Annotated in this window: 13 protein-coding genes; 4 read left to right on the top strand and 9 right to left on the bottom strand. The window is 71.6% G+C overall.

What is annotated here, in order from left to right; translation table 11 throughout:
- Positions 1-226 precede the first annotated feature (226 nt).
- From AWQ70_RS07510 to AWQ70_RS07485, 7 genes are all read right to left on the bottom strand, one after another.
- Positions 227-814, bottom strand: a complete 588-nt coding sequence (locus AWQ70_RS07510) for a TetR/AcrR family transcriptional regulator (protein ID WP_067172067.1) — start codon at positions 812-814, stop codon at positions 227-229.
- A gap of 63 nt (positions 815-877) precedes the next feature.
- Positions 878-2,551: an MFS transporter gene (locus tag AWQ70_RS07505; RefSeq protein ID WP_084516622.1), complete on the bottom strand. Its 1,674-nt coding sequence runs from the start codon at positions 2,549-2,551 to the stop codon at positions 878-880.
- A gap of 331 nt (positions 2,552-2,882) precedes the next feature.
- On the bottom strand, positions 2,883-3,050 hold the full coding sequence (locus tag AWQ70_RS37405; RefSeq protein ID WP_084464334.1) for a DUF3073 domain-containing protein: 168 nt from the start codon (positions 3,048-3,050) through the stop codon (positions 2,883-2,885).
- Between the two features lie 202 nt (positions 3,051-3,252).
- Positions 3,253-3,597 (bottom strand): ArsR/SmtB family transcription factor, encoded by a 345-nt coding sequence (locus AWQ70_RS07500; protein WP_067172063.1) that lies wholly within the window; start codon positions 3,595-3,597, stop codon positions 3,253-3,255.
- Between the two features lie 528 nt (positions 3,598-4,125).
- Entirely contained in the window at positions 4,126-5,889 is a 1,764-nt protein-coding gene (locus AWQ70_RS07495) for an acetyl/propionyl/methylcrotonyl-CoA carboxylase subunit alpha (RefSeq protein WP_067172283.1), read from the bottom strand.
- A gap of 14 nt (positions 5,890-5,903) precedes the next feature.
- On the bottom strand, positions 5,904-6,116 hold the full coding sequence (locus AWQ70_RS07490; protein WP_067172061.1) for an acyl-CoA carboxylase subunit epsilon: 213 nt from the start codon (positions 6,114-6,116) through the stop codon (positions 5,904-5,906).
- Positions 6,113-7,681 (bottom strand): acyl-CoA carboxylase subunit beta, encoded by a 1,569-nt coding sequence (locus AWQ70_RS07485; protein ID WP_067172059.1) that lies wholly within the window; start codon positions 7,679-7,681, stop codon positions 6,113-6,115. The genes AWQ70_RS07490 and AWQ70_RS07485 overlap by 4 nt, the downstream gene beginning before the upstream one ends.
- Before the next feature lie 92 nt (positions 7,682-7,773).
- Between AWQ70_RS07485 and AWQ70_RS07480 the strand changes: the two genes are divergently transcribed.
- Positions 7,774-8,454: a TetR family transcriptional regulator gene (locus tag AWQ70_RS07480; protein WP_067172057.1), complete on the top strand. Its 681-nt coding sequence runs from the start codon at positions 7,774-7,776 to the stop codon at positions 8,452-8,454.
- A 73-nt stretch (positions 8,455-8,527) separates the two neighbouring features.
- Here AWQ70_RS07480 and aceE read toward each other — a convergent pair whose 3' ends face one another.
- The gene (gene aceE / locus AWQ70_RS07475) at positions 8,528-11,062 is read right to left on the bottom strand and encodes a pyruvate dehydrogenase (acetyl-transferring), homodimeric type (RefSeq protein ID WP_067172281.1); all 2,535 of its coding nucleotides are present in this window, start codon (positions 11,060-11,062) and stop codon (positions 8,528-8,530) included.
- A 289-nt stretch (positions 11,063-11,351) separates the two neighbouring features.
- Positions 11,352-13,649: a DEAD/DEAH box helicase gene (locus tag AWQ70_RS07470; protein WP_245646816.1), complete on the bottom strand. Its 2,298-nt coding sequence runs from the start codon at positions 13,647-13,649 to the stop codon at positions 11,352-11,354.
- A 236-nt stretch (positions 13,650-13,885) separates the two neighbouring features.
- Here AWQ70_RS07470 and AWQ70_RS07465 point away from each other — a divergent pair, with 236 nt between their 5' ends.
- Genes AWQ70_RS07465 through AWQ70_RS07455 form a run of 3 tightly spaced genes read left to right on the top strand, consistent with a single transcriptional unit; the run spans position 13,886 to position 16,264 of the window.
- Entirely contained in the window at positions 13,886-14,350 is a 465-nt protein-coding gene (locus AWQ70_RS07465; protein ID WP_067172053.1) for a MarR family winged helix-turn-helix transcriptional regulator, read from the top strand.
- On the top strand, positions 14,347-15,444 hold the full coding sequence (locus AWQ70_RS07460) for an ABC transporter ATP-binding protein (RefSeq protein ID WP_218004453.1): 1,098 nt from the start codon (positions 14,347-14,349) through the stop codon (positions 15,442-15,444). Before AWQ70_RS07465 ends, AWQ70_RS07460 begins: the two co-directional genes overlap by 4 nt.
- Positions 15,404-16,264, top strand: a complete 861-nt coding sequence (locus AWQ70_RS07455) for an ABC transporter permease (protein ID WP_067172051.1) — start codon at positions 15,404-15,406, stop codon at positions 16,262-16,264. The genes AWQ70_RS07460 and AWQ70_RS07455 overlap by 41 nt, the downstream gene beginning before the upstream one ends.
- The last annotated feature ends 213 nt before the right edge of the window (positions 16,265-16,477 follow it).

Below are 16,477 nucleotides of genomic sequence, written 5' to 3'. Positions count from 1 at the left end.
AGCGGTACCGACTGGATGGTCCGACGTGAACGAGGCGATTTGATCCATGGGGGGCATCAGTCACTGTCCGTCAGTCTCGAAGAACACGAGGTATATCCCGCGATCCTTCCAGAATGTCGGCACGGTGTTCGCGGAACGGAAGTTCACAATGTGACGAAAACAGAATCGGCGCCGTGAAGATCCCGGACCGCCGTCCGAACGGGTTCTCGCCGCGCTCCCCGGACGCTCAGCGAAGGGCGCGGCGGAGAGTGTCGAGAGTGACCTCGACGATCTCGCCGGGCCGCTCCCCGCCGCCGCCGGCCAGTCGCCGGGCGCCGGCGCGGAGCACTCCCCAGGCGAGGTGGGCGCGCAGGCCGGCGTGATCGTACCCTGCCTCCACCAGCGCCTCCCTGAGCGGCTCGACCAGCGACTCGTGCAACTCGTCCACCTTCACCCTGCACTCGCCGGGCAGGCCGATCCCCTGCAACGCCGGGACCAGCGCGTAGTCGGGGCTGCCGACGAAATCCAGCGCCGCCGCGCCGTACGCGCGGATCCTGTCGTCGAGGGTCGCGCCGTCGCCCGCGTCCCGCAGGGACTCGCGGAGGCGGACCAGCCACCGGGGGAACGCGTCCTCGACGAGCTGGGCGAGGATGTCCGCCGTCGAGGCGAAGTAGCGGTACACGCTCGAACGGGCGAGGCCGACCCGGGCCCCCACGGCCGCCGGCGTCAGCGCCTGCACCCCCTGCTCGGCCAAGATCGCACGCGCCGCGTCGAGAAGGGCGGCGTGCTGGTTCGCCCGATGGTCGGCGACGGTCGCCGCGCTGATCTTTGGCATCTCCCACCTCCAGGTGCCGGCCTCCAGTATCCCGGCCCGCCCGCGACCGGCGGCCCCGGCGGTTCACCCCGTCGCCTCGCCGCCGCTCCCGCCTCCCGGCACGCGGCTCTCCGGCACCCGCTCCGCGTACGGGGTCTCCGGGGCGGCGGGGCGCGTGTCGTCGTCCGGGTCCGGGAGATCCGAGCCGTGCGCGGCCGCGCCGCCCTTGGGGAGCAGGAGCGTGGCCCCCACTCCGGCGAGCAGGATCAGCGCCGTGAGCAGGGTGACCCCGCGGGTCGTCTCGGCCGAGGCCGCGACGGCCGCCGCGCGCATCGCCGGATCGCGCAGCGCCGTGATCGCCACGCCGCCGCTTTCCTGTACGGCGTGCGCCACCTGGGTCCGCACCTGCGCGGGGAAGTCGTCCAGACGACGCTCGACCGACGAGCCGAGCCCCGTGACCAGCACCGCGCCGAGCACCGCGACGCCGAGGGCCGCGCCGATCTGCCGGACGGTGCTCTGCATCCCGGACGCCTGGCCCGACTGCCGGGGCGGCACGTCGGCCATCAGCACACTGGTGAGCTGGGCCGACGCGAACCCGATGCCCATGCCGTAGGCCACCAGCCAGGGGACCGGCCGCCACGCGCTCATGTCGGGGGCGAGCGAGAGCGCGATGCCGAGCGCGCCGACGACTTCCAGGCCGATGCCGATCTGCACCACCGAGCGGGAGCCGGCCTTCCTGGCGATGCCCGGGACCATGCCGCCGGCCAGGAACGTGCCGAGCGCGAGCGTGGCGATCACCAGCCCGGTCTGGAACGCGCTGTACCCGAGCGCCGACTGCAGGAAGAGCGGCAGCACGAGGATCAGCCCGAACTCGCCCAGCGCCACGACCATCGCGGCCATCGCGCCGTATCGGAAGCTCGGCAGCGCGAACAGCGTCAGGTCGACCAGAACGGGGCGTCCCGCGCGTTGGCGGGCGCGTTCGACCAGCACCAGCGCGACCAGTGCCACGACTCCGATGCCGAACGCGAAGGGGACGGGGGTGACGCCCTCGAACCGCACCCCGAGGAGGTCGGCGGGCCGCAACGGGGTGAGCCAGCCGTATTTCTGGCCTTCGATCAGCGCGAAGACCACCGACGTCGTGCCGATCACGGCGAGCACGATGCCGAGCGGGTCGTATCCTCCCGCGTGCTCGTCCCGCGAGTCGGGCACACGCAGCGTGCCGAGGAGGATCAGCGCGCCGATGGGCAGGTTGACCCAGAACGCGGAGCGCCAGCCGTACTCCGTGACGAGCCAGCCGCCGAGCAGCGGGCCGACCCCGGCCATGCCGCCGATGACCGAGCCCCAGACGGCGAACCCGATCACCCGCTGCCTGCCGGTGTACGTCGAGTTGATGATCGCGAGGGTCATCGGGACGACCATCGCCGCTCCCACCCCCTGGACGACCCTGGCGCCGATGAGCGCCGGGCCGCTGCCGGCGGCGGCCGCGAGGAGGCTCGCCAGCAGGAACACGGCGACCCCCGAGGCGAAGAGGCGGCGCCGTCCCCGCAGGTCGCCCGTACGGCCGAGCGGGATGAGCAGCGCGGCGAACATCAGCGAGTAGATGGAGTTGACCCACTCCACGTCGGTCGCGGTCAGGCCCAGATCCGCGATGATCGCCGGAACGGCGACGTTCACGATCGTCGCGTCCACGACGATCATCGACGTCCCGAGCGCGAGCACGACGAGGGGCAGCCAGCCGCTACGAGAACTTTGCGACATCACGTCGCCAAGGATAGCAACGCGATGTCGCCATCTGTCGCCATGCGGAGACGCGCACCCGCGCGCTGAGAATGCGAGGAGACCGGCCCCGGCGGTCGTCACCCCCGCCGGGGGCGGGCGAAATCCCACGCCGAATGCGATGGGCCCAGTCCGGCGGAGGCACGCCGGAACGGGGGCGCCCAGGAGGGGAAACCCGATTGCGGGCCGGATGGCCGGGGAGGTCGCCGGCTCCGGCGGGGCACGCCGTCAGGAGGGGCGTCGGCCGGAGAGCCGGAAGCGTCCCCGGAAAAGCGGAAGGCCGGTCCCTGAAGGGACCGGCCTTTCTTCGCGCCTACGCCTGACCCGCACCATCGTTGGGAGCATCGGTCTCGTCATCACGCACAGGCTCGTCGGCGACACCGAGGTCCTGGCGCAGCCTCTCGAGATCCATGTTGTGATTGGCGTACTTGAGCTGGCGAGCCACCTTCGTCTGCTTCGCCTTGGCCCGACCCCGCCCCATTGATCGTCCTCCCTCACACAGGCCGTGCTTCGCCCTATTCTCTATCATTTGAAGAATTATGCAATTTCCCACACCGTCCAGCTGTGGGGCACAGGTTTGTCCATGGTGTACGGCTCGCGCCGTGTGGGACGCCTCCGGCGCGCCACGGCGCGGCGCACCCCGGCGGGCCCGCCGCGCCGTCCGTACGACGTCCGAGGCCCGGTCACCCGGGCCGCGTGTGCTCCGCCTCCCGCAGCTCCGCCAGCAGCTCCCCCTGACCCGAGAGCATGTCGGTCAGGATGCGCCTCGCCGCCCGCAGCAGATCGGCCACGTCGTTGCTGCTCAGGGCGTACACGACGGTGGATCCCTCGCGCGTCGAGGTCACGATACCCGCTCGCCGCAGCACCGCGAGCTGCTGCGACAGGTTGGACGCCTCCACCTCGATCCCGGCGAGCAGATCGCGTACCGGGAGCGGGCCGTCCTGGAGCAACTCCAGGACCCGGATCCGTACGGGATGACCGAGTGTGCGGAAGAAGTCCGCCTTCGCCTGGTAGAGGGGAACGGGCATCAGCACCCTCCCCCACGAACGTCCACCCCTGGTGGCGGGGCCACTCGGCGTGGTGCGCGCGGCCCGGCGACGTCGGACATCCACGTCTCCGTTCCCTGATGCGGAACCGGTCGACAACGAGAATTCGTCACACGTCATGATAGCCAATTGAAAACATCTTCAAGTCCCACGCGGGCGCTCGCCCTGCCCGGGCACGCGCGCCGGACCAGCCCGGAAGCCCGCCGAATCTGCACAGATCCCTCCTTCTCCCCACACATCCATGTGCTTCGCTTGATCGCAGGCGACCGGAGGAGGCCCGTGGCGGATCAGCCGGAGACCGCGCCCGGCCGCCCCTCGGGGCCCGCACAGAAGGGGGCGACCATGCCGGGATCCGGGGACGGTCGGCTCTGAGGGCCCGTGTTCGGGCGGGCGGCGCTCCCCACGGGCGCCGCCCGCGTCCCGCCGTTCTCCGGGCGCCGACGGGATGTCGGCGCCCGGATGGCGGCGTCCTCACGCGCCCCGGCTCCGTCGGGGCGGGGTGACGGGCGGCTACTCCTTGATCTCGCAGATCGTGGACCCGGCGGTCACACCCGCGCCGACCTGGGCGGACAGCCCCGTCACGGTGCCGGCCTTGTGGGCGGTGAGCGGCTGCTCCATCTTCATCGCCTCCAGCACCACGATGACGTCGCCCTCGGCCACGACCGTGCCGTCCTCGACGGCCACCTTGACGATCGTGCCCTGCATGGGCGAGGTCAGCGCGTCGCCGCTCGCCGCGGCTCCGCCCGGCTTCCGGGAGCCGCCGGCGCGCTTCGGCCGCCCGCCGTTCGACCGGGTCGGCGCGGAGGCCCCGGTGGCCGCGAGCCCGGCGGGCAGGACGACCTCCAGGCGCTTGCCGCCGACCTCGACCGTGACGCGCTCGACGTCGGCGGGCTCGGCGGTCGCCGTGTCCCCCGCGTACGGGGCGATCGTGTTGTCGAACTCGGTCTCGATCCAGCGGGTGTGGACGTCGAACCTCTTGCCCGTGCCGATGAACGCGGGATCGTCGACCACCACGCGGTGGAAGGGCAGCACGGTCGGCATGCCCTCGACGACGAACTCCGCCAGCGCCCGGCGCGAGCGCTCCAGCGCCTGGGCGCGGTCGCGCCCGGTGACGACGAGCTTCGCGACCAGCGAGTCGAACGAGCCGGGGACCGTCTCGCCCTGGTCGTACCCGGCGTCGAGCCGCACGCCGGGCCCGGAGGGGGCGTGCCAGCGGGTGATCGTGCCGGGCGCGGGCAGGAAGCCGCGGCCCGCGTCCTCGGCGTTGATCCGGAACTCGATCGAGTGCCCGCGGACCTTGGGGTCCTTGTAGCCGAGCTCCTCGCCGCAGGCGATCCGGAACATCTCCCGGACCAGGTCGATGCCGGTGACCTCCTCGCTGACCGGGTGCTCGACCTGGAGCCGCGTGTTGACCTCCAGGAACGAGATCGTGCCGTCCTGGCCGACGAGGAACTCGCAGGTCCCCGCGCCGACGTAGCCCGCCTCGCGGAGGATCGCCTTGGACGACTCGTACAGCGTGGCCATCTGCTTGCGTGAGAGGAAGGGCGCGGGGGCCTCCTCGACGAGCTTCTGGTGGCGGCGCTGCAGCGAGCAGTCGCGGGTGCTGACCACGACGACGTTGCCGTGCCGGTCGGCCAGGCACTGGGTCTCCACATGGCGCGGACGGTCCAGGTACCGCTCGACGAAGCACTCGCCGCGCCCGAACGCGGTGACCGCCTCGCGGACGGCCGACTCGTAGAGCTCGGGGATCTCCTCCAGCGTGCGGGCGACCTTCAGTCCGCGCCCGCCGCCGCCGTACGCGGCCTTGATGGCGATGGGCAGGCCGTGCTCGCGGGCGAACGCGACGACCTCGTCGGCGCCGGAGACCGGGTCGCTGGTGCCGGCGACCAGCGGCGCGCCCACCTTCTGCGCGATGTGCCGGGCCTGCACCTTGTCGCCGAGGGCGTCGATGGCGGCGGGCGGGGGGCCGATCCAGACGAGGCCGGCGTCGATGACGGCCTGCGCGAAGGCGGCGTTCTCGGCGAGGAAGCCGTACCCGGGGTGGACGCCGTCGGCGCCGGTGCGGCGGGCGACGTCGAGGATCTTCTCGATGTCGAGGTAGGTCTCGGCCGGGCTGGCCCCGCCGAGCGCGTACGCCTCGTCCGCCATCCGCACGAACAGGGCGTCGCGGTCCTGGTCGGCGTAGACGGCCACGCTGCCGATTCCGGCGTCCTTGCAGGCGCGTACGACGCGTACGGCGATCTCGCCGCGGTTGGCGACGAGCACCTTGCGCAGGACGGGAGAGTTGCTCACTGAAGTCCTCCAAGCTTCCAGCTCGAGTCGCGCCAGGCTCCGGGGCCGGCGACGACGGGCCGGCGCAGCATGTGGTGTCGGGCGGCCCAGCGACGTGGCGGGGCGGGCACGGGGGCCGGGGCGGCCGCCGCGCGGGCGGCGACCACCGTGACCAGCGCGGCGAGCTCCTCGGGGGACGGCTCGCCCTTGATGACGCGCAGCTCGCTCACAGCGGGATGTTCCCGTGCTTCTTGGGTGGCAGCCCCTCCCGCTTGCCGCGCAGCAGCCGCAGCGAGCGGACGATCTCCCGCCGGGTCTCGCGGGGGGCGATCACCGCGTCCACGTAGCCACGCTCGGCCGCCTGGTAGGGGTTGGCCAGGGTGTCCTCGTACTCCGTGACCAGTTTGGCACGCAGCGCGTCGGGATCGTCGGCCGCGGCGAGCTCCTTGCGGTACAGGATGTTCACCGCGCCCTGGGCGCCCATCACGGCGATCTGCGCGGTCGGCCAGGCGAGGTTGAGGTCGGCGCCGAGGTGCTTGGACCCCATCACGTCGTACGCCCCGCCGTACGCCTTGCGGGTGATCACGGTGATCAGCGGGACGGTGGCCTCGGCGTACGCGTAGAGGAGCTTGGCGCCGCGGCGGATGATGCCGTTCCACTCCTGGTCGGTGCCGGGCAGGAACCCGGGGACGTCGACGAGCGTGAGCACGGGGATGTTGAACGCGTCGCAGGTGCGCACGAAGCGCGCGGCCTTCTCCGAGGCGTTGATGTCGAGGGTGCCGGCGAACTGCATGGGCTGGTTGGCGACGACGCCGACCGGCCGGCCCTCCACCCGTCCGAAGCCGACGATGATGTTGGGCGCGAACAGCGCCTGCACCTCGAGGAAGTCGCCGTCGTCGAGGAGGGACTCGATGACGGTCCGCATGTCGTACGGCTGGTTGGCCGAGTCGGGGATGAGCGTATCGAGCGCCAGGTCGACCTCGTTGACCTCCAGGTCGGCCTCCTCGCCGAAGACCGGGGGCTCGTCGAGGTTGTTCTGCGGGAGGTAGGACACCAGCGCCTTGACGTACTCCAGCGCGTCGTCCTCGTCCTGGGCGAGGTAGTGCGCGTTGCCGCTCCTGGCGTTGTGCGTGTGGGCGCCGCCGAGCTCCTCGAAGGTGACGTCCTCGCCGGTGACGGTCTTGATGACCTCGGGCCCGGTGACGAACATGTGCGAGGTCTGGTCGACCATCACGGTGAAGTCGGTGAGCGCGGGCGAGTACACGTGGCCGCCCGCGCAGGCGCCCATGATCAGGGAGATCTGGGGGATCACACCGGAGGCGTGCACGTTGCGCCGGAAGATCTCGCCGTAGAGGCCGAGGGAGACGACGCCCTCCTGGATGCGCGCCCCGGCGCCCTCGTTGATGCCGATGATCGGTGATCCGGTCTTGACGGCGAGGTCCATGACCTTGCAGATCTTCTCGCCGTACACCTCTCCGAGGCTGCCGCCGAGGAAGGTGAAGTCCTGCGCGAAGACGCAGACGTTCCGGCCGTCGATCGTGCCGTAACCGGTGATGACGCCGTCGCCGGGGACGCGGTTGCGCTCCAGCCCGAAGGCGGTGCTGCGATGTTTGGCGAGCGCGTCCAACTCGACGAACGACCCCTCGTCGAGCAGCCGCTCGATCCGCTCCCTGGCGCCGATCCTGCCCTGCTCACGCCGCTTCTCGGCCGCGCGCCCGGTGGTTCCGACCCGTACGGCCTCTTCGCGGCGATCTTCAAGATGGGCGAGTTTCCCCGCCGTACTGTGCAGATCCATTGACCACCACACCTCTTGAGACTCAGTTTCAAGCGTACGATACTGAGTCTCACAGCATTCGACAAGGTTGGGGAAATCGGGAGAATGGGTCGATGGCAAGATCGCCGACCAGCCAGCGACTCGCCGAGACCGCGATTCGGCTCTTCAACGAGCGCGGTTACGACGAGACCACCGTGGACGACATCGCGGCCCGCGCGGGCGTGAGCCGCAGCACCTTCTTCCGGTACTACCGGTCGAAGGAAGAGGTGATCTTCCCCGACCACGACGCGCTGCTGGCGAAGGTCGAGGCCCGGCTGAGGGCCTCCACCGCCGACACCGCGATCGTGGCGATCTGCGACGCCGTCCGCATCGTCCTCGCCCACTACGTCGAGGACGCGGAGGTGTCGCTCCGGCGCTACCGCCTGGTCGGCCGGGTGCCCGCGCTGCGGCACCGCGAGATCGCCAGCGTCGCGCGCTACCAGCGGCTGTTCCGCGAGTACGTCGGAGACTGGCTGGCCGGGACCCCCGACGCCGCGCTGCGCGCCGAGCTGATGGCCTCCTCGGTCGTGGCGGCGCACAACCAGGTGCTGCGCGGCTGGCTGCGCGCGGGCGGCTCCTACGATCCGTTCGAGCCGCTCGACCACGCCCTGCAGTACGTCATCAGGACCTTCCGGCACCTGGAGAACCTGGAGGGGCCGGGCGACGACCAGGTCGTCGTGGCGGCCTTCCCGCGGTCGGCGTCCCCGGACGACGTCATGGACGCCATCCGGGCGCACCTCGGCTCGCGGCAGTGAACGCGCGCTCCCCGGCCGGCCCGCCGGGGAGCGCCCCATGCCGCCCGACGCGACGCGGCGTCAGGCGGGACGCTCAGGCGATGCCGTACCGCTGGGCGGCCTGCTCGGCGAGCTCCGGCTTCAGCGCCCGGAGCACCGCCACGGCGATCGCCGGCGCGTCCACGCCGAAGTGCCGCCGCGCCGCCTCCCTGGTGTCGGACAGTCCGAACCCGTCGGTGCCCAGCGACACCCACTCCTGCTCGACCCACGGCCTGATCTGGTCGGGGACCGCCCGCATCCAGTCGCTCACCGCGACGACCGGCCCGTCCGCCCCGCCCAGGGCGGCGGTGACGTACGGCACGCGCTCGTGCTCCACGGCCATCGCCTCGCGGCGCAGCTCGCTCCACGAGGTGACCGACCACACGTCGGCGCCCACTCCCCAGTCGTCGGCGAGCAGCCGCTGCGCCTCCAGGGCCCAGTGCATCGCGGTGCCGCTGGCGAGGATCTGCGCCTGGCCGCCTCCGGCGGAGTAGCGGTAGATGCCCCGCACGATGCCCTCCTCGACGCCCTCGGGCATCGCCGGCTGGGGCAGCGGCTCGTTGTAGACGGTGAGGTAGTAGAAGACGTCCTCCCCCGCCTCGCCGTACATCCTGCGCAGGCCGTCCCGGACGATCACGCCGACCTCGTACGCGAAGGCGGGGTCGTAGCCGAGACACGCCGGGTTGGCCGAGGCGAGGAGCTGCGAGTGGCCGTCGGCGTGCTGGAGCCCCTCACCGGTCATGGTGGTGCGGCCCGCGGTCGCGCCGATCAGGAACCCGCGCCCCATCTGGTCGGCGAACGCCCACATCTGGTCGGCCGTACGCTGCCAGCCGAACATCGAGTAGAAGATGTAGAACGGGATCATCGGCTCGCCGTGGGTGGCGTAGCTGGTGGCGGCGGCGGTGAAGCTCGCCATGCAGCCCGCCTCGGTGATGCCCTCGTTCAGGATCTGCCCGCTGGCGGACTCCTTGTACGACAGGAGCAGCTCCCGGTCGACCGCGTCGTACCGCTGCCCGAGCGGGGAGTAGATCCCGGCCGAGGGGAAGAGCGACTCCATGCCGAACGTGCGGGCCTCGTCGGGGACGATCGGCACCCACCGGGCGCCGGTCCCGGGCACCCGCATCAGGTCTTTGACCAGGCGGACGAACGCCATCGTGGTGGCGATCGTGCCGCCTCCCTTGGCGAGCGCCTCGAACGGCCGGTCCGGCGCGGGCGGCAGCGGGGTGTACACGGCGGTGCGCCGGGGCACCGGGCCGCCGAGCGCGTTCCGCCTCTCGGCGAGGTAGCTCCGCTCCTCCGGCCCGGGCCGCAGGTACGGCGGCAGCTCCCCGTCCAGCGCCGAGTCGGGGACCGGCAGGCCGAGCCTGTCGCGCATGGCGCGGAACTCGTCCTGGCTGAGCTTCTTCATCTGGTGGTTGGCGTTGCGGGACTCGAAGCCCGCGCCGAGCGTCCACCCCTTGACGGTCTGCACGAGGATCACCGTGGGCGCGCCGCGGTGCTCCAGGGCAGCGCGGTAGGCGGCGTAGACCTTGCGCGGCTCGTGCCCGGCCCGCGAGCCGCCGACGATGCGCTCGAGGTCCTCGTCGCCGTACGGCGCGGCCAGGTGCTCGAGCCCCTCGAACAACCGCTCGCGGATGTAGGCGCCGCTCGACGCGGCGTACGTCTGGAACTGCCCGTCGGGCACCTGGCCCAGGCGGGCGGCGAGCAGCCCGCCGACGTCGCGGGAGAGCAGGCCGTCCCATTCGGCGCCCCACAGGGCCTTGACGACGTTCCAACCCGCGCCCCGGAAGACGCCCTCCAGCTCCTGGACGACGCGGGTGTTGCCGCGTACGGGCCCGTCGAGCCGCTGGAGGTTGCAGTTGATCACGAAGGTGAGGTTGTCGAGCCCCTCTCGCGCGGCGAGGGTGAGCGCGGCGGTCGCCTCGGGCTCGTCCATCTCGCCGTCGCCGAGGAAGGCCCATACATGGCCGCGCGAGGTGTCCTTGATCCCCCGGGCGGCGAGGTAGCGGTTGAACCTGGCCTGGTAGATCGCGTTCAGCGGGCCGAGTCCCATGGACACGGTGGGGAACTGCCAGAAGTCGGGCATGGCCCGCGGGTGCGGATAGGACGGGAGCCCTCCGCCGCCGGCCTCCCTGCGGAACCGGTCGAGCTGGGCCTCGGTCAGCCGCCCCTCGAGGAACGCGCGGGCGTAGATGCCGGGCGAGGCGTGGCCCTGGAAGTAGACCTGGTCCTCGGTGCCGTGGAAGAAGTGGTTGAAGCCCACCTCGTACAGCCAGGCCGCCGAGGCGTAGGTGGAGATGTGTCCGCCGAGGCCGAGCTTGCTGCCCCTGGTCACCATGGCGGCGGCGTTCCACCGGTCATACGCGGCGATCCGCTCCTCCATCGCCAGGTCGCCGGGGTACGGCGGCTCCTTGGCGGTGGGAACGGTGTTCAGGTAGGGGACCGGCGGCGTTCCGATCGTTTCGAGCAGCCGCCCCATCAGATAGCGGGCCCGGTCGGGGCCCGCCTCCCTTACGAGGGCCTCCAGAGATTCGTGCCATTCGGCCGTCTCCTCCGGGTCGGCGTCCGGGATCTGGTCCCACAGTGTCATGGCCACCGCCTTTGCTTCCTGGGGTAACGCCATTCATCCGATGATTCCATCAGATGATAGTCCTAGATGAGCATGTTTTCCCATGCTCGAATCGGGATGTTTGAGACGTGGCCGCCTCGATGCGCCAGTGCAGGTGAATCGCCAAAGGTAGACGACCACACAGGGAACGCCGTTGAGGGTGGAAGTTCGCAGGCGTGTCGGCGGTCTCGCTGCAGGTCCCGTTGAAGCCCAGGGCGAACATCCGGCTCGGTCGGTCAGCCCCAGGGCGGCCCCGTACGGAAACCCGGGATCACTCGCTCAGCGCGACACTTCCTGGCCCACGATCACTCGTGTGATCCTTGCCCGCGCCGTCCGTCGTCGAGGGCCGGGACGCGTCCGGAACCGCCTGGGTCATTCCGAGACGCCGCTGCTCCTCCTCGACGATCTGCCGGGCGATCGTCTGGTCAGAGATGTCGACGGCGTCGGGCGTGGATTCGGCCAGGTCGCTCCGCCGGGCGTACGCGTCGAACAGCCGGGCCTTGCCGCGGAGGATCTCGAGCATGCGCTCGTCGACGCTGTCCGCCGCGAGGATGCGGTGCACCAGGACCTTGCGCACCTGCCCCATCCGGTGGACGCGCGCGACGGCCTGGCTTTCCATGGTCGGCTTCACCTGGGGTTCACACATGATCACGACGGACGCGGCCTGCAGGTTGAGACCGACACCGCCGGCCTGGATCTGGCTCAGCAACACCGCATGCCCCGGTGCCGCCGTGAAGTCGTCGACGATGCGCTGGCGGCGGGCCGCGGGGACGTCCCCGGAGATCGGCCCGTGGGCGCGGCCGTCGAGGGCGTCGCGGACGACGGCCAGGACATCCCGGAAGAAGGAGAAGACCACCACCTTGTGGCCGTTCCCGGCGGCCTCCTCGACGAGTTCCAGCAACCGGTGGAGCTTCGCCGACGCCGCCGGAGAGGCGTACGCGGCGCGGCGCATGGCCATGAAGTTCCCCTGCGCCACGGCCTCGTGGTACGCGGTGAGGTCGGTCGGGCTGAGCTCCTCCCACTCGTTCACCTGGACGAGATCGGGCAACTCGGTGAGGACGTCTTCCTGGTTCCTGCGCAGGTAAGCCGGTGCGACGGCCCGGCGGAAGGCTTCCGCTCCCGCCGCGGCGTCACTGCCCCGAATATGGGGGACGAGCTCCGGCTGGAGATAGCCCACCAGGCTTCGGAACTCCTCCACGCGGTTCTCCATCGGCGTGCCCGTCATGAAGAGCACCCGTTCGGTGCGCACGCACCATTCGGCGACCGCCTGCGACCTGCGGGCCGCCGGGTTCTTCACATAGTGCGCCTCGTCCACGACGAGCATCTCGATCGTGAATCCGTCGGGCACCTCGACCCGGTGCAGGACATCGATCGTGGTCACGGCGATGCCGCCCTCGCGTATCCAGCCCGCCATCGCCGCGAGACGATCAGGGCCGTGCAGGGGATGGGCCCTGAGAGTGCTGCGCTCCTCGATCTCGCGCACCCAGTTGATCAGGACGCTGGCCGGGCAGGCCACGAGGAAGTGCCTGCCGCCCCGGGCCTTGAGATGCGCGAGAGCCGCGATGGCCTGGATCGTCTTGCCCAGGCCCATCTCGTCGCCCAGGATCACCCGGCGTTGGACGAGCGCGAACCGGGCTCCGAACGCCTGGTATCCGCGCAGGGACACCCGGCGATGGGTGTCGTCGAGCTGCTGGGCCTTGACTTGGGAGGAGATGTCGTCGGGAACGAAGCCTTCCGCGGCGGCGCAATCCGGCTCCAGGGCCGCCACCTCGGTGAGCAGGCTGTAGTACTCGGACGCCCGCAGTTCGAAGTCGGCCCACGCCTCGAACCCGGTGCCTCGCGGGCGGAGCAGGTCGACCGTCGCCTGGTTGATCAGCAGCCGCGTGCCGCGCGCCCTCGCCGCCGGGAGGACGCTCCCTATCCCGGCGACGGCTTCCCGTGCCCGGCCGCGTCCTTCCTTGCCGGCCAGCAGCATCCGCCACCAGCCGCGAGCCGGTCGCGCGGCGGGCAGCAGCACGGTCAGCGTCTTCTCCATGTCCGTCGCCGCGTCACGCGCTCTGGCGAGATCAGGACCCGCGGTGACCAGGACGTTCAGAGCGATCAGCAGATCCGTGGTCTCCGGAGTCCGATCGTCGACGTCGATCCGGACGGCCACCGTCTGCTCCGCCGCTTCCGCGATCTGCCGGGCCGCCGCCTGCACCCGCGTCGCCGTACGTGCCCCGATCCCGGGAACGAGCTGGAGCGCGTACGGTGTGGCGTCGAGAACGTCCAGAACCGTGCGGTATCCGGCGTCCTCGAGCGCCCCCAGCCTGAGCCGCCCCTCCGTGACGTCCCTGACACGCGCTATCGGAATCGACCCCAGGTCCTTCCGCGCCGCACGTGCCCGCATGGCGGACAACGCCTGTTCGACGTCAGCGAGGGCACGCGCGTCGTCGGCGAGCAGCGTCCGCGCCTCCGCGAGGACGAGCTTCGCCTCACGGACGAGGGCCCTCGTCTCCTTGGCCGTGAGCGCCGCGGTCGTGAGAGCCGCGGTCGTGAGAGCCGCGTCTCCGCTCCCCGTCTCGTCCAAGCGTTCGCCCTTCCCCACCCGGATCGCGGGAATCTCATCGTGATCAAGCGCTGGATGAATGTCAACGCCCGACGACGCCGGATCGTGCCCCGCGGCGAAGACCATGCGGGACCGTGCGACGCGTTCGGCGGCATGCCCCCGAGTGGTGAAGCCGCCCCTGCGTTCTCCCAGGTCTTTGCCGATCCGAGGGACTGAACCCGTAGAAATACCTCGTAAGCAGAGCTAACGTCCTTTATGTGGGCGAATCGGACCGCTCGCTGCTTTCAGTTTCTCTCGCCGACGTCCTGTCCGGCATCCACCGGCTGGTTCGGCGGCGGTTGCGGCGCGGGGTGGCCGCGCCGCCGCTGCGCGGCGCGCAGGTCGAGCTGCTGCGGCTCGCGACGGACAACCCAGGAATCGGGGTGTCGGCCGCGGCCAGGGAGCTCCGTCTCGCCCCGAACTCGGTGTCCACGCTGGTCAACCAGCTCACCGCGGCCGGCCTGCTGCTCCGCGAGACCGACCCGGCCGACCGCCGTTCCGCCCGGCTGTCGGCCACCCCGGAGGCGGAGACCCGGCTGCGGGCCTGGCGGGACCGGCGCGCCGCGCTCCTCCGCGAGCACGTCGCACGGCTCGGGAAGGACGACCGGGCGGCGCTCGCCGCCGCGCTTCCGGCGCTGCGGCGGCTCGCCGAGAGCCTGCACGAGGAAGTGGAGGGACCGTGACACCCGACCCCGTGAGACCCGATCCCGCGATGCCCGGCCCCGCGACGACCGACACCGTGACGACCGACACCGTGACGACCGACACCGCGATGACCAACACCGTGCCGGCCGACACCGCGATGACCGACACCTCGACACCCGACTCCGTGACGACCGGCACCCTGACATCCGATGCCGTGGCGCCTCACCCCGCGACGACCGTTCCCGTGACAGGCGACGCTGTGACGGGCGACGCTGTGACGGGCGACGCCGTGACGGGCGACGCCGCGGCCCCGCGCGCCGTCCGCTGCCGCGGCCTGCGCTACTCCTTCGGCCGTACGAGGGCGGTGGACGGGGTCGATCTGACCGTCGCCTCCGGCGAGGTCTTCGGCCTGCTCGGCCCGAACGGCGCGGGCAAGACCACCGCGATCCGCTGCCTCACCACGCTGTTGCCGGTCCCGCCGGGGACGGTGCGGGTCTTCGGCCACGACGCGGCGAGGGAGCGGATGGCGGTCCGGCGCATGATCGGGTACGTCCCGCAGCAGCTCTCCGCGGACGCGAGCCTCACCGGCCGGGAGAACGTCGCCCTTTTCGCCCGGCTGTTCGACGTGCGCCGCCGCGAGCGGGCGGAGCGCGTCGCGCTCGCGCTGGAGGCGGTCGGTCTCGCCGACGCCGCCGACCGGATGGCGGGGACGTACTCGGGCGGCATGGTCCGCCGGCTCGAACTCGCCCAGGCACTGGTGAGCGCGCCGCGCCTGCTGATGCTCGACGAGCCGACGATCGGGCTCGACCCCATCGCGCGCACCGCCGTGTGGGAGCACATCACCGCGATCCGGGCCGCGACGGGGATGACGGTGCTGGTCACCACGCACTACATGGACGAGGCCGACCAGTACTGCGACCGCGTCGCGCTCATGCACGCCGGGCGCGTCCAGGCGCTCGGCACACCGGAACGCCTCAAGGCCGCGCTGCGCGACCGGCGCGGCGACGGCGCCGCGCCGACGCTGGAGGACGTCTTCCGCGACGTCGTCGGCGGCGATCTCGGCGCGGGCGAGGAAGGGGGAGATTTCCGTGATGTCCGTCGCACCCGCCGGACGGCCTCCCGCCTCGGCTGACCCCGCCGCGGCCCCGGGGCTCGCCCCGCTGCTCACCGCGCCGCGCGCCCGTCCCGGATGGTGGGTGCCACCCGCCAGGGTCGGCGCGATGTGCCTGGTGGAGCTGCAGAAGCTGCGCCACGACCGGGCCGAGCTGTACACGCGCGCCGTCCAGCCCGCCCTGTGGCTGCTGATCTTCGGCGAGACCTTCACCCGCATCAGGGCGATCCCGACCGGAGGCGTGCCGTACCTGGACTATCTGGCGCCGGGGATCATCGCCCAGTCGGCGATGTTCATCGCGATCTTCTACGGCATCATGATCATCTGGGAGCGCGACTCGGGCGTGCTGACCAAACTCCTGGTGACGCCGACCCCGCGGGCCGCGCTGGTGACCGGCAAGGCGTTCGCGGCCGGGATCAAGGCGTTGATACAGGCGGCGGTCGTCCTCGTGCTCGCCACCCTGCTCGGCGTCGCCCTGTCCTGGAACCCGCTGCGCCTGCTCGGCGTGGCCGTGGTCGTGCTCCTGGCCTCGGCGTTCTTCTCCTGCCTGTCGATGAGCATCGCCGGGATCGTGCTGACCCGCGACCGGTTGATGGGCGTCGGCCAGGCGATCACGATGCCGCTCTTCTTCGGGTCCAACGCGCTCTACCCGGTCGACGTCATGCCGGACTGGCTGCGGGCGGTCAGCGCGGTCAACCCGCTCAGCTACCAGGTCGACGCCCTGCGCGGCCTGCTGGTGGGCACGCCCTCCCACCTGCCGCTGGACTTCCTGGTCCTGCTCGCCGCCGCCGCGGCGGGCATCACCGCCGCGTCCTGCCTGCTCGGCCGGCTCGCCCGCTGACGTCCCGGCCGCTCCCCCGGGCCGCCGGGAGGACGCCGCGGCGAAGATCGGGCAAAGACTCCGTCACCGCGCCGCCGTCTCTCCCCAGGTTCCCGCCGGGAGGCGTTTGCGCTGGTGGGGCACCTGGTATCGGTCCCCTATCGGCCGGTCGGCCGGGCACGGGCAGGCCGACCGCCGCCCCCGTTCGCACTCCGACGGCGTACGGCCGGTGAT

Source organism: Microtetraspora niveoalba (assembly GCF_001570405.1).
GTDB lineage: Bacteria > Actinomycetota > Actinomycetes > Streptosporangiales > Streptosporangiaceae > Microtetraspora > Microtetraspora niveoalba.
This window is presented reverse-complemented; position numbering and strand designations above follow the sequence as displayed.